Annotated in this window: 13 protein-coding genes and 1 pseudogene; 6 read left to right on the top strand and 8 right to left on the bottom strand. The window is 68.8% G+C overall.

All coding sequences use genetic code 11. The features are described 5' to 3' along the window. Position 1 precedes the first annotated feature (1 nt). Entirely contained in the window at positions 2-1,225 is a 1,224-nt protein-coding gene (locus AOK17_RS14955; protein ID WP_055613000.1) for an RNA-guided endonuclease InsQ/TnpB family protein, read from the bottom strand. Between the two features lie 500 nt (positions 1,226-1,725). Between AOK17_RS14955 and AOK17_RS14950 the strand changes: the two genes are divergently transcribed. Both AOK17_RS14950 and AOK17_RS14945 read left to right on the top strand, forming a co-directional pair. Continuing rightward, positions 1,726-2,295: a dihydrofolate reductase family protein gene (locus tag AOK17_RS14950; protein WP_055612940.1), complete on the top strand. Its 570-nt coding sequence runs from the start codon at positions 1,726-1,728 to the stop codon at positions 2,293-2,295. Positions 2,296-2,539: 244 nt separating this feature from the next. Beyond that, the gene (locus AOK17_RS14945) at positions 2,540-3,031 is read left to right on the top strand and encodes an Imm26 family immunity protein (RefSeq protein WP_055612939.1); all 492 of its coding nucleotides are present in this window, start codon (positions 2,540-2,542) and stop codon (positions 3,029-3,031) included. A 921-nt stretch (positions 3,032-3,952) separates the two neighbouring features. Here AOK17_RS14945 and AOK17_RS14940 read toward each other — a convergent pair. Continuing rightward, on the bottom strand, positions 3,953-4,825 hold the full coding sequence (locus tag AOK17_RS14940) for a helix-turn-helix transcriptional regulator (RefSeq protein ID WP_245697160.1): 873 nt from the start codon (positions 4,823-4,825) through the stop codon (positions 3,953-3,955). Between the two features lie 131 nt (positions 4,826-4,956). On the opposite strand from AOK17_RS14940, the gene AOK17_RS14935 reads away from it, so the two are divergent. Further along, complete coding sequence (locus AOK17_RS14935) at positions 4,957-5,907, top strand: NAD(P)-dependent alcohol dehydrogenase (protein ID WP_055612938.1); 951 nt, start codon at positions 4,957-4,959, stop codon at positions 5,905-5,907. A 122-nt stretch (positions 5,908-6,029) separates the two neighbouring features. Here AOK17_RS14935 and AOK17_RS14930 read toward each other — a convergent pair whose 3' ends face one another. Further along, positions 6,030-6,398, bottom strand: a complete 369-nt coding sequence (locus AOK17_RS14930) for a MerR family transcriptional regulator (RefSeq protein ID WP_055612937.1) — start codon at positions 6,396-6,398, stop codon at positions 6,030-6,032. A 55-nt stretch (positions 6,399-6,453) separates the two neighbouring features. Between AOK17_RS14930 and AOK17_RS14925 the strand changes: the two genes are divergently transcribed. Beyond that, entirely contained in the window at positions 6,454-7,605 is a 1,152-nt protein-coding gene (locus AOK17_RS14925) for a serine hydrolase domain-containing protein (RefSeq protein ID WP_055612936.1), read from the top strand. Between the two features lie 28 nt (positions 7,606-7,633). Here the strand turns inward: AOK17_RS14925 and AOK17_RS50745 are convergent, their stop codons facing one another. The 4 genes and pseudogenes from AOK17_RS50745 to AOK17_RS14915 all read right to left on the bottom strand — a co-directional run bounded on the left by AOK17_RS50745 (position 7,634) and on the right by AOK17_RS14915 (position 9,835). Further along, positions 7,634-7,945 (bottom strand): hypothetical protein, encoded by a 312-nt coding sequence (locus AOK17_RS50745; protein WP_157881330.1) that lies wholly within the window; start codon positions 7,943-7,945, stop codon positions 7,634-7,636. Positions 7,946-8,353: 408 nt separating this feature from the next. Further along, positions 8,354-8,794 (bottom strand): OsmC family protein, encoded by a 441-nt coding sequence (locus AOK17_RS14920; RefSeq protein WP_055612935.1) that lies wholly within the window; start codon positions 8,792-8,794, stop codon positions 8,354-8,356. Continuing rightward, positions 8,791-9,084 (bottom strand): annotated as a pseudogene (locus AOK17_RS53945) (hypothetical protein); the annotation flags it as partial. The pseudogene AOK17_RS53945 and the gene AOK17_RS14920, both read right to left, overlap by 4 nt. Before the next feature lie 13 nt (positions 9,085-9,097). After that, positions 9,098-9,835, bottom strand: coding sequence for a dienelactone hydrolase family protein (locus tag AOK17_RS14915; protein WP_055612934.1), 738 nt, complete (start codon positions 9,833-9,835; stop codon positions 9,098-9,100). A 149-nt stretch (positions 9,836-9,984) separates the two neighbouring features. Here AOK17_RS14915 and AOK17_RS50740 point away from each other — a divergent pair, with 149 nt between their 5' ends. Then, on the top strand, positions 9,985-10,167 hold the full coding sequence (locus tag AOK17_RS50740) for a hypothetical protein (RefSeq protein WP_157881329.1): 183 nt from the start codon (positions 9,985-9,987) through the stop codon (positions 10,165-10,167). A gap of 36 nt (positions 10,168-10,203) precedes the next feature. Here the strand turns inward: AOK17_RS50740 and AOK17_RS14910 are convergent, their stop codons facing one another. Continuing rightward, on the bottom strand, positions 10,204-11,205 hold the full coding sequence (locus AOK17_RS14910) for a LacI family DNA-binding transcriptional regulator (RefSeq protein WP_055612933.1): 1,002 nt from the start codon (positions 11,203-11,205) through the stop codon (positions 10,204-10,206). Positions 11,206-11,410: 205 nt separating this feature from the next. Here AOK17_RS14910 and AOK17_RS14905 point away from each other — a divergent pair, with 205 nt between their 5' ends. Next, positions 11,411-12,361, top strand: a complete 951-nt coding sequence (locus AOK17_RS14905) for a TIM barrel protein (protein WP_055612932.1) — start codon at positions 11,411-11,413, stop codon at positions 12,359-12,361.

Genomic DNA, 12,361 nt, shown 5'->3' with positions numbered 1-12,361 from the left:
GCTACGCTGCACGGTTTCCGGTGGAGAATCCGTGGCTTCCTGTTTCTTCGCGCTGTGCCAGAACGGGTTCTGGTCTTACCGGCGCTCCGCAGGCTGATACCGCCAGTCCGGCGGCCTGTTGGACGTTGAGTGCGGCGTTGTGGTCCCGGTCGTGGACGGTGTGGCAGGCGGTACAGGTCCACTCCCGGACGCTGAGAGGTTTGGGCCCGTCCTTGACGCCGCAGGTCGAGCAGACCTGACTCGTCGGTGTGAACCGGCCGACCTTGACCAGGATCCGGCCGTACCGGACCGCCTTGTACTCCAGCATGTTCACGAACGAGGACCAGCCGGCGTCGTGCACGGACTTGGCCAGCCTGGTGCGCGCCAGTCCCGCCACCGACAGGTCCTCCACGGCGATCCCTTGGTTCTCGTAGATCAGCCGGGTGGAGAGCTGGTGGTGGAACTCACGGCGGGCATCGGTGACCTTCGCGTGGGCGCGGGCGACCGTGAGACGGGCCTTCTCCCGGTTCTTCGATCCCTTCTGCTTGCGGGACAGTTCCCGCTGGGTCTTCTTCAGCTTCTTCTCCGCGCGGCGCAGAAACCGCGGGGAGCCGATTTTCGTGCCGTCGGACAGAACGGCGAAGTGGGTCAGGCCGAGGTCGATGCCGATGGTGCGGTCGGTTTCAGGCATCCGTGTCGCGTCGGCGGCGGGGTCGGTGTCGATGACGAAGGAGGCGAAGTACCGTCCTGCCGCGTCCTTGACCACGGTGACCGAGGAAGGAGTGGTGGGCAGGGTGCGGGACCACTTCACCTTCACCGCCCCGATCTTCGGCAGATTCAGGCGCCCTTTGTCGGTGATGGACCAGCGGGCGTTGGCGGTGAACCGGATCGACTGCCGTTTGTCCTTGCGGGACTTGAAATGGGGAGCACCCATCCTGGGCCCCTTGCGATCGCCCTTGAGGGAAGCGAAGAAGTTGCGGTACGCGCTCTCGGCGTCCCGCAGGGACTGCTGCAGGACGACCGCGGACACCTCGCCCAGCCAGGACCGCTCGATCGTCTGTTTCGCCTCGGTAATCAGCCGGGTGGACAGCTCACCGGCCTTCGGGAAGGGCCTACCCGCCCTGCGGGCGTCCTCACGGGCCCGTACCGCGTCGTTGAACACGACACGGGCGCACCCGAACGCCCTCGCCAACGCGGTGCGCTGACCGGCATCCGGGTACACGCGAAACACGTACCGGAGCTGCATGCCGACCACACTAGGCCGGTCGAACAAGCATCATCACCAGGAACACAAAAGCGAACCCTCACCCCCACCACAGCACAGTCCGGCTCCGCCGAAACGACACCGCGACACTCCGCGCCGCAGGCACGAGATTCGCTTCACCACCAGGGTGAACCCCGGTGCACTGCGAATGAATCCCGGTAGCCGGAGATCTCGATAACTAGTGTCCTGCGGCAGGCAACGTTTGCGACGTTCGTCGTTGACCCTGAGCCGACGGTAAGTGACGTGGCACCGTGCATCGAAGTCGAGCGTTATGGGCGCCGTTCCGTTGCGAATCTGAACGCCCCGAGCGCCGAACCGGTCGCGCGTTCGGTCTGCGGTCTGGTTCGCATCACGACGGCGTTAACGTTCGCATCACGACGGTGTTGAGTAGGTGGGGTCGGGCGCCGATGAGAAATGGCGCCGACAGTCGTCTAAGTACGGTCCGGTGAAAACGCGCTGCGCGCATCAGGGAGAGCAACGAGATGAGACCACTTCGATACTCGATCAACGTCACGCTCGACGGCTGCTGCCATCACGAGGCAGGGCTCCCCCCGGACGAGGAGTCGATGCGCTACTGGACCGCTGAGATGGAGCGAGCCGATGCCCTGCTATTCGGCCGGGTGACCTACGAGATGATGGAGTCGGCGTGGCGGAAGCCGGCCACGGACACGTGGCCCGACTGGATGGATGAGTGGCAGATCCCGTTCGCCGAGGCCATCGACCGGGCGAAGAAGTACGTCGTGTCGAGCACGCTGAGCGAGGTCGATTGGAATGCCGAGCTGGTGCGAGGCGACTTGGGGCAAGCGGTTCAGCGGCTCAAGCAGGAGTCGGGCGAGGGCCTGTGGGTGGGTGGTGTGACGCTCCCCCTGGCGTTGGCAGATCTGGGTCTGATCGACGAGTACGAGTTCCTTGTTCAGCCGGTCCTTGCCGGACACGGGCCGACGTTGCTCGCCGGTCTGCGCGAGCGCATCCAGCTCGAGCCCGTGGACCGCCATGAGTTCCGGTCGGGGGCGGTCGCCCAGCGATACCGGCCCACGCGAGTTACAGCTTGACGTGATTCATCCTGGCACGTTGGCCGCTCCCTCGCGACGGAGCGACGGCTCGGGGTCGCGTTGGCCGCGCTGACCGTGCCCCCGAACGCGCGGACCTATCGACGGGGGACATCGCCCCGAGGTCGGCTCTGGAGCGTAGCCGCCGGCGCCGCGTGACCGGACGTCGTTGCCATGATCTCGGTCGCGCCCGCTGGCCACTCCCGGGGCCATGGGGCGCGCATTCCTCAGAGGAAGACGCTTCGTCATGCCGTTGAAGAAGATGAAGGGGCAGCGTCGCTCGCACCACGTGGGCGACGTGTTCGCGCTCCGGCTGGAGGACTCCGCGTACCGGTTCGGCAGAATCGTCAAGATCGGTGAGAGTGGTCCACGAGGCAGGTTCCCCGGCGGCATCCTCGCCTACCTCTACGACGTTCCCGCCGAAGCTCCGGAGCCGGATCCGGCAGTGCTGACTCCGGACCGGTTGCTCATGCCTCCCTTCTTCACCATGAACTGGGCATGGGACAAGGGGTATTTCCGGACCGTGGCCCACGAGGACCCGGACCCCACGCACCTGCTGAAGCGGCACTGCTTCTACGACGCCAGCATCGACGGCTATGTGGACGAGAACGACGACGTGCTTCCCCGTCGGGTCGAGCCCTGCGGCTGGTTTGCTCTCACCAACTTCGAGCACTTCCAGCACGAGGTGGACGAGGCGATAGCGGGACGCCCCGTGTACGGTGCAATTCCCAAGAAATGACCGCTCAGTCAGTTGATCCCGGGCTGGGCTGCTCGCCTGGTGGCAGACGGGGCATCACTTCCGCGGGCGGGCTCGGCCGCACATCCTCTTCCGCTGTACGGCGTTGACGGACTGTGCGGCACCCATATGGTGCAGGTACGTTCTACACCTCGCTGCACCGGGCACCCCCGGCTCAGTCGCGAACGCGCCGGCCGCTGACTGGCCACGGTCGGCTCGTCCCAGACCGACTCGATCCCCCGCGGCCGTCCGCTTTCCCGTCCAGACATCGGCTCATGGCCGTCGGCACGTTCAGCCGGACGTTTCCGCGGAGGGCTGCCGGTCGGTCGGCAGAAGAATGGGGTCGAAGAAACGGTTGAGCGGCGGGATGATGTCGAGGCGAGGGCTGAGCGACCACTTCGACGTTCAGGGCAACTGCCGAGTCGGAGCGGCGAGCGGCGCGTGATCCCTCTCCGTGGAATCAGGCCCGCTGGGAGATCTGTCGAGCGGAGAGCCCGGAATCCGCGGACCCGAGCAAGTGTCACGGTCGGATCGATCCCGACCGCCACGCCACCTCTCACCGCGCGCACCACCTGTCCGCCTCAGCCGATCGGCCATCCCTCACGCTCACCACAGCCGCGCACCTCGGCCGATCGACCATCCCCTCGCGCGCCACCACCGGCCGCCCCACCACAACGCCGTGTCCGCCCCCCCAGCCGCACCCCGACGGCAACAGCAAGTGCCGTGCTCCGCCTGGGGCAGAGGCTTGCGCAGGCCATAGCGGCGGGGCCGGAACAGTCGTGCTGTCCCGGCCCCGCCGTGGACAATGCGCCACGGAGGTGAAGGTGCTGCCGGTGGGCAGTGCACCAACCTCCTCCATCGGGCGATCGGACGGTGGAGGCCGCCTGGGCTGTGGCAACGGACGCAGGGCCCGGGGTTCTCGTTTCAGCGGGTGTCCAGCAGGCCGGCGAGCAGTTGGAGTCGTTCGGCGTCGGGGCCGCCGTCTTCGGCGGTGTAGACGATCAGCATCGGACCGGGATCACCGGGCAGCGGGTAGGCGTCCCAGTCCAGGTTCAGCTCTCCGACCAGCGGGTGGTTGACGCGCATCCGGCCGCGGGTCGTCTCCTCCACATCGTGGCGGGCCCACAGGGTGGCGAACTCACCGCTGTGGACTGCGAGTTCACCTACCAGTTCCGCGGCGCGCGGATGGCCCGGATGGGCGGCGACCTGCGCGCGGAGCATCGCGGTCAGCTCGGCGACGGTGGCTGCCCGCTCCGGGCAGGTCTGGTCTGCCTCCGGGTGCAGCAGCAGTGCCAGCAGGTTGCGTTGCGCCCGCGGCCTCTGGGTGAACTCGCCCAGCAGGGCCCCGGCCAACGGGCTCCAGGCCAGCACGTCCAGGAAGCGGCCGACGACCAGCGCGGGCGAGGGCATGGTGTGCAGCAGCCGCAGCGTGGTCGGCGGCACCTCCTCCGGCGCATGTCCGCGCGGGCGGCGGGCCGGCGTGCGCGCGGCGGCGGCGAGGCCGTGCAGGTGCCGGGACTCCTCGGCGGTGAAGTTCAGGGCGCGCGCCAGGGCGTCCAGGACCTGCTCGGAGGGGCGTACGTCGCGTCCCTGTTCCATGCGCTGGTAGTAGTCCGAGCTGACCCCTGCGAGCAGGGCCAGCTCCTCCCGCCGCAGCCCGGCAACGCGCCGCCTGGGGCCCGGTTCCAGGCCAACGTCCTGTGGACGTACGCGAGTTCGGCGGGTCCGCAGGAACTCGGCGAGTTCACGCCGGGGATCGTCGGTCACGGCCAGGGCATCGAGGGAGTCGTCGGTCACGGGGCAAGTATGGCGCGGACGCGGCCGGGGATGGTGGGTCTGCCAGTCCCAGGAAAAGGCGAACGACCATGATGCGGGCAACCGGCGGAAGGATCGGATGCACACCAGCCCACCACGGAAGGACCACCGACATGAAGGCCGCCCAGATCACGAGTTACGGTGCCGCGGATGTCCTGCGGGTCAACGAGGTCGCCCGCCCCGCTCCCGGTCCGGGCGAAGTCCTGGTGTCGGTCGAGGCGTCCAGCGTGAACGGGCACGATGTGATCGTCCGCGCCGGGGAGTTGAAGATGGTCTCAGGGCGCCGCTTCCCGATCGGGGCGGGCCTGGACTTCGCGGGCGTCGTCGTCGAGACCGGCGCGGAGGTCGAGGGTTACCGGGCCGGGGACCGGGTGTGGGGCATGGTGCATCCCCGCAAGCGGCACGTAACCGCCGGAGCGGCCGAGTACGTCGTAGTCCGCGCGGAACGCATCTCGCCCGCCCCGGCCGGGCTCTCGTCGGTCGACGCGGCCTCCCTGGTCGTCACGGGCGCGACGGCGCTTCTCGCGCTGCGGGACTCCGTGCACGCGGTGAAGGGGGAACGGGTCCTCGTCCGGGGCGCGGCAGGCGGGGTCGGCACGGCCGCCGTCCAACTGGCCCACGCACTCGGCTGCCACGTGACGGCACTCGCCCGCGACCGCCACGCGCCGGTCCTCACCGGCCTCGGCGCCGACGAGGTCCTCGACTACGGCTCGACCACCTCGGACGCGATCGGCCCCTTCGACGTCATCGTCGACACGGTCGGTACGGAACTGAACTGCTACCGGAGCCGGTTGGCGGCCGGCGGCCGGATGGTCACCGTAGGACTCTCCGCATCCGCCCTGGCGGCGATCGCCGCGTCGAGCGTGTACGGTTCCCGCCGCGTCCGCACCTTCAGCGCCAACCCCGACACCGCCGTACTGCGCGACCTCGCGGACCACGTCACGTCAGGTGCACTGCGCCCGGTCATCGACAGCGTGTACTCGCTCACGGACATCGCGGCTGCGCACGAGGCGTTCGAGCGCGGCGGCGCAGTGGGCAAGCACGTAGTCGCGGTAACCGCGTAGCACCGCCGCTGTCGTGGAGAACGGCCTGCAACCGTCCGGGGACTTGGCAACTCGTCGGCGAAGCTGACGGTCGAGCGGCACGACACGAGCACCGGTTGACGCAGTCATCAACTCGCTGCGGCTCAGCCCGCGCGCCTTTGGAGTTCGGCGAGGTAGTCGCCGATCGCGTCCCGGTTGCGGGCCAGGACGTCGACGCGCTCGGTCAGCCTGTCACGCTCGCGTTCGAGCACTGCCACGGTCTCGGATGTGACGCCGTCGAAGACGATCGGATCGCGCGGTGATTCCAGGCAGGGCAGGATCGCGCGGATCACTTGCGTCGACAGTCCGGCGTCCAGCAGCTCGCGGATCTGCTGGACGCGACCCAGGGCCGTTTCACCGTAGTCGCGGTAGTTGTTGGCCCCACGGGTCGAGGTGATCAAGCCCCTCGCCTCGTAGAACCGCACCTGCCGCGGAGACACACCCGCTCGCGCGGCCAGCTCACCAATACGCACATCGGCACACTACCGCTTGACCTTGACACCAGCGTCAAGGTTTGACGCTGTCGGCATGACCGAACTCAACGGAACCGTCAGCCCAATATTCGAACCCGTCCGCGACGCCGTGGAGCACCAACTGCGCAGCGGCGCCGAGGTGGGCCTGTCGTTGGTCGTCGATGTCGACGGCCAACAGGTGGTGAACCTGTGGGGCGGCCACCGCGACGCGGCACGCACCCACCCCTGGCAGCGCGACACGATCACCAACGTGTGGTCGATCACGAAGACCGTGACCAGCCTTGCCGCCCTGCTGCTCGTCGATGCCGGCGAACTGGACCTCTACGCGCCGGTCGCCCGCTACTGGCCCGAGTTCGCCGCGAACGGCAAGCAGAACGTGGAGGTGCGTCATCTGCTGTCACACACCTCGGGAGTGTCCGGCCTGGATCACCCCGCGCGGCTCGACGACCTGTACGACGTGCGCGCGGCGGCCTCCCGAATGGCTTCTCAAAAGCCGTGGTGGGAGCCCGGTACGGCTTCCGGCTACCACGTCCTGAACTACGGCCATTTGATAGGCGAGTTGGTGCACCGCCTGACCGGTCTGCCGCTGCGCGACTTCGTGCACCAGCACCTCGTCCAGCCGCTCGGCGCCGACTTCCGGATCGGGCTGCGTGACGTCGACGTCGAACGGGTCGCCGACGTGATCTCACCGCCGCTCGACTTCGATCCCTCGACACTCGAGCACGACACCGTCGCGTACAAGACCTTCACCGGTCCCTCGTTCAGCGCGACCGCAGCCAACACCCCGGCCTGGCGCGCTGCCGACCTGGGTGCGGCCAACGGGCACGGCAACGCCCAGTCGGTGGCCGAGATCCTCGCCCCGATCGCCCGCGCAGGAGCCTCCGCCCGCGGTCAGCTCCTCAAGCCCGACACCATCGGACTCATCTTCGACGAGCAGTCCAGCGGCACGGACCTCGTCAACGGACTGCATCTGAGATGGGGCATCGGATACGCACTGCCCGACCGGCGCACCCTGCCCTGGATCCCTGACGGCCGCATCGCGTTCTGGGGCGGCTGGGGCGGCTCAATGGCGATCATGGACCTCGACCGGCGCATGACCATCAGCTACGCCATGAACAACATGGGGGCCGACATCCTCGGCTCACAGCGGGCCGCGGCCTACACCACCGCCATCTACCGAGCCCTCGGTACCCGCGCCCACGCCTGACCAGTCCGGCGTCCTTGAGGGGGCTGCTTCAGACCTTGAGCGCGGGCTGCCTCAGAGGGCGAGTCACCTCGCGCCCGTCCCCATAGTGGGGAGCAGGGCCATAGCCTCCCAACCGGTGTCCGGGCGCGGGCTGTGTGCAGTTCGCCGCCGAGGACGGTGACGCGTTCGGTGAGGCAGACGATGCCGCAGCCGCCACTGGCGGCTGCGGCATCTGCGTGCCGACGCGACCGTCGTCGCGCACCAGCACCCGCAGCATCCCGTCCTCGTAGATCAGGACAACGGTGGCCGCGGTGGCATCGGCCGCGTTACGGCTGTCGTCGACCGGAGGCTTGATGTTCACCTCGCCGAGCGTACGGAGCGGCCGAGACCACGGGATCGACCGATCGGCCGACCCGGTCACGAACGGCCCCGCGGCCCCGTCCTCGCGTTCCGGACCGATGCACCGGAGAGCAGGAGGAATCCACCGGCGCCCTCCCCGCCAAACTGGCCCCTCCTCCCTTGGTTTCCCCACCCGGGGGGGCTCGCCCGGACAACCGCCGCAGCCCGCGTTGTCGACGCCTTCGCCGAGCGTCACGGCCTCGTACTGCCGCGCTTCACGCTCACCCAGGGGCGGCTGCATTCCTTGGAATCGACGTCCTGGATGTGCTCGCCCGGCCCAGGTGAGACGTCTGTGACGATCGGCTTCGGCTGACCAAGCATGCGGCGCCGGAGCTCGCCGATCAGCTTGCTCCGGCGTCGCCTTCGGGCGTCAGGCGCCGTCAGTCCTGTCGGACACGGTCGTGCTGACCGGTGTGCCCGCCTCGACGGTGCGGCTGACCGTGCAGAGCCGGTCGTGCGAAGTCTTCACGGCTCGGGGCAGGATGGTGCGGGCGCGTTCCCCCGACGGCCCGTCCGGGAACGCGACAGAGAAGGTGACTTCGAGGTTCGACATCCGGTTGCCGCTCTCGTCCTCGACCTTGTTGCCGGTCACGGCGACGGAGAACGTGGTCGGTTCCTCGTGACGACTCGTGGCAACCTCTACGTCGGCCGCGGTACAGCCGCCGATGGCCGCGAGGAACAACTCGACGGGCGTGAAGTCGGCACCCCCGCCGGTGCCGAAGCTCAGCGTGCCCCCGCGGGCATTGGTCACGGTGAACCGGCCCGGGCCGGCCCGCTCGATGGTGACAGAACGCAGCGAATTGTCAGTCATGGCGACGACAGTACTGTCACACCCCGCGGACCGTCCTCATGCCGCGCCTGCCCATATACCGAGCGCCTATGGCCGGGCGACGGATGCAGTGGCAGGCAGATTCCGGTTGCGTCCCTTTGACACCATCTGACGGGAAGATCGGCCGGGGCCAGGCTCTTGGGGCCCAGGCGGCTGCGGTCGCCGTCACGGGCGACGATGAGCAGCTCCGCGCCCTGCGCGGCGAGCACGACCTCCTGCTCGATGCGGCCGGTGCGCACTGTACGGGTGCAGGGGCGACCCAGGCGGTCAGCATGTTCGCCCGGGTCATGCCCTCAGATCCTCCGTCATGGGCAGGCACTCGGCGAGCAGGTCGACGACGTCGCGCCAGGCTCGCTGCGCGTGCTGCGGGTGGTAGCCGACGCCGGGGACCGTGGGGTGGTCGACCGGCGGATGGTGGAAGGCGTGCAAGGCGCCGCCGTAGACCGCGAGGCGCCAGTCGACGCCCGCGGCCTGCATCTCGGCGGTGAACGCGTTCCGTTGCGCGGGCAGCATGATCGGGTCTTCCGACCCGACCCCGGCCCACACCGGGCAGCGAATTCGCGCCGCCTCGCCCGGTCGGCCCGTGGTAAGTGCGTTGACTGTGCCGATCGCGCGCAGGTTGACGCCGTCGCGCCCGAGCTCCAGCCCGACAGCGCCCCCGGTGCCGTAGCCGACGGCGGCGATCCGGTCGGGGTCGGTCCGCGGTTCGGCGCGCAACACGTCGAGCGCTGCATGGCCGATGCTCCGCATGCGGTCGGGATCAGCGAGCAGTGGCATGCAACGGGCCAGCATCTCCTCGGGGTCGCTCAAATAACGCCCGCCGTGAAGGTCGAAGGCCAGCGCTATGTATCCCAGCTCGGCGAGAGCATCGGCCCGGCGGCGCTCGACGTCGCTGAGCCCCGTGCCCTCTGGTCCGAGCAGCACTGCGGGCCGGCGGTCGACACCGGCCGGGAGCGCGAGGTGCCCGATCATCGTCAGACCGTCGGCCGGGTACTCGACCGTACGCGTCGTAATCGTCGTCATGAGACTGGACTGTAGTGATCGTCGAGCCCGGTCCGGCCGCTGTTCTGCCGCAGGCAGAGCTGCGCGGACATTCCCCTGAAACACGGCGAGGGCTCACAAGAACCGTCACAAACCTCGTCCCCACGGCAGCTATCCATTCAGTTGCCCCTTTGACCCGTATCTCTGTCAGGCCTCTCACCGGTTTGAAGATGGGTTCCAAGGCCAACGGCAACCTCAGCGGAGGCGGCACCGCGCCGGTGCTGACGGGTCCGGCCTTCATCGCCAAGGACAACGTGGCCGCCGTCCCCGGGTTCGCCGGGTTCGCCGGGTTCGCCGCAAAGGGAACGCGGTAACCGGTTCACCCAGCCCCGGAACCGTACGTCCGTCTCTCAGGCCGACGGTTCCGGGATCGGCCCGCTGCTCCCCCGGACCACCAGCTTCGGGTCCAACACAGCTTCCCGCGGCTCCAGTTCCGGCTTCTCCAACCGCTCCACCGCGAAGCGCACCGCGTACTCCGCCATGAGCCCCGCGTCCTGACGGACGGTGGTCAGGCCGATCGGCATCAGGTGGGAGAGGTGGCTGTCGTCATAGCCGACGACGGACAGATCGCGCGGCACCTCGACGCCGGCCCTGGTCAGGGTCATCAACAGGCCCATCGCGCTGCGGTCGTTGCCCGCGAGGACCGCGGTCGGCAGGGGCTGCCCCTGGTCCCGTTCCGCCAGGAACAGACGGCCGGTCTCGATGCCCGACCGCTCCGTGTGGTCACCGGGGATGACACGAGCCTCGGACTCCAGCCCGTGGCGTCGCATCGCCGCCCGGTAGGCGCGGCGCCGCTCGGCCGAGCCGGGGCCGGTGCCACCGTCGATGTGCACGATCCTGCGGTGCCCCAACTCGACGAGGTGGTCCATGGCCTGCCGTACGCCCTTGCCCTCGGCGGTGTGCACGAAGTCGACGTGGGCGTGCGGAACCCGGCGGCTGACGGAGACGGCGACCGTACGGCGCCCGAGTTCGTCGAGGAAGGAGGGCTCCGCGAACGAGCCGAGCAGGATCACTGCCTCGCAGCGGTGACTGAGCAGTGCTTCCACGGCCTTCTGCTCGCTGCGGCCCTGGGTGGCACCCGACAGCAGCACTTCGTAACCAAGGCGCTCGACCTCGGCGTAGATGCCCTCGATGAGGTCGGTGTGGAAGGTCTGATGGACGGTGAACATCACGCCGAGCGTGCGGCTGCGGCCGCGGGCCAGCAGCCGGGCCGCGCTGTCGGGGCGGTAGCCGATCTCGTCGGCGACCCGCAGCACTCGCTGTCGGGTCTCCTCGCTGGCCCCCGGCTGGTTGCGGAAGATGATGGAGACGAGCGCCCTGGAGACACCGGCCTTCTCGGCGACGTCCGCCATCGTGGGCCGCTGCTTGCCCGATGCATCCACCTGTGAACCCGCCCTTCCGACACCGTCCACCTTGACCGGTGGACTCGAAATCTCCCGGCAACAGACTATTGACATGACATTTGGACCAGGGTCATCGTACTCGTACTAGAGCGCGCTAGTAGAGCGCGACAGCAAGCACCGTGAAACTCCCGATCTCGGGGTGAAGGGACATGTCATGGCAACGGCGCCAGGCCCGCTCCGCACCATCGCCGGCAACCTCTGTCTGGGCTCCGCTCCTGACTCCTGGGGCATCTGGTTCCCCGAGGACGAGCACCAGGTGCCGTACACCCGCTTTCTCGACGAGCTGGCCACGGCCGGCTACCAGTGGCTGGAGCTCGGCCCGTACGGCTATCTGCCCACCGACCCGCAGCGTCTGAAGGAGGAGCTGGACGCCCGTGGTCTGCAGGTCTCCGGCGGCACCGCGTTCGGTGCGCTGCACCGGCCGGAGGCGTGGGACGAGATGCTCGCCCATGTCCGGCAGGTCGCCGCACTGACCGAGGCCGCCGGCGCGCACCACCTCGTCCTCATCCCGCCCATGTACCGGGACGAGAAGACCGGCGCGTTCACCGAGTCGCCCGAGCTGACCGCCGAACAGTGGGCGGGCTTCGGCCGATCCGCCGACCGCCTCGGCAGACTGCTGCTCGACGAGTACGGCGTACGGCTCGTCATCCATCCGCACGCCGACAGCCACATCCAGACTCAGCCGGAGATCGAGCGGCTGCTCAACGAGTCGGACTCGCGCTACACCAACCTCTGTCTGGACACCGGGCACGTGGCCTATGGCGGCGGCGACAACCTCGATCTGATCCGCCGCTTCGGCGAGCGCGTGGGCTACGTCCACATCAAGCAGATGGATCCCGAGGTGCTGGCCCAAGTCGCCGTCGAGGACCTGTCGTTCGGGGAGGCGGTCAAGCGCGGCGTGTGCGTGTCACCTCCCGCAGGCGTGCCGAATCCGGCCGACGTGGTGGCCGAACTCGCGCTGCTCGACGCCGAGTTGTTCGTCATCGTCGAGCAGGACCTGTACCCGTGCACGCCCGAGGTACCGCTGCCCATCGCGGTCAGCACCCGCGAGCACCTGGCCATCTGCGGCCTGACCGGAACCCGCCGCCCGCGCCTCGACCGGTAG

Origin of the sequence: Streptomyces phaeochromogenes (genome assembly GCF_001418655.1) — a bacterium.
GTDB classification, from domain to species: domain Bacteria; phylum Actinomycetota; class Actinomycetes; order Streptomycetales; family Streptomycetaceae; genus Streptomyces; species Streptomyces phaeochromogenes.
Note: the sequence above shows the minus strand (reverse complement) of the source record. Positions and strands in the feature narration are given on the sequence as shown.

Excerpts from the sequence above, each read along its gene's own strand:
- AOK17_RS14955 (WP_055613000.1), bottom strand. The coding sequence starts at position 1,225 with ATGCAGCTCCGGTACGTGTTTCGCGTGTACCCGGATGCCGGTCAGCGC.
- AOK17_RS14950 (WP_055612940.1), top strand. The coding sequence starts at position 1,726 with ATGAGACCACTTCGATACTCGATCAACGTCACGCTCGACGGCTGCTGC.
- AOK17_RS14945 (WP_055612939.1), top strand. The coding sequence starts at position 2,540 with ATGCCGTTGAAGAAGATGAAGGGGCAGCGTCGCTCGCACCACGTGGGC.
- AOK17_RS14935 (WP_055612938.1), top strand. The coding sequence starts at position 4,957 with ATGAAGGCCGCCCAGATCACGAGTTACGGTGCCGCGGATGTCCTGCGG.
- AOK17_RS14925 (WP_055612936.1), top strand. The coding sequence starts at position 6,454 with ATGACCGAACTCAACGGAACCGTCAGCCCAATATTCGAACCCGTCCGC.
- AOK17_RS14920 (WP_055612935.1), bottom strand. The coding sequence starts at position 8,794 with ATGACTGACAATTCGCTGCGTTCTGTCACCATCGAGCGGGCCGGCCCG.
- AOK17_RS14915 (WP_055612934.1), bottom strand. The coding sequence starts at position 9,835 with ATGACGACGATTACGACGCGTACGGTCGAGTACCCGGCCGACGGTCTG.
- AOK17_RS14910 (WP_055612933.1), bottom strand. The coding sequence starts at position 11,205 with ATGGCGGACGTCGCCGAGAAGGCCGGTGTCTCCAGGGCGCTCGTCTCC.
- AOK17_RS14905 (WP_055612932.1), top strand. The coding sequence starts at position 11,411 with ATGGCAACGGCGCCAGGCCCGCTCCGCACCATCGCCGGCAACCTCTGT.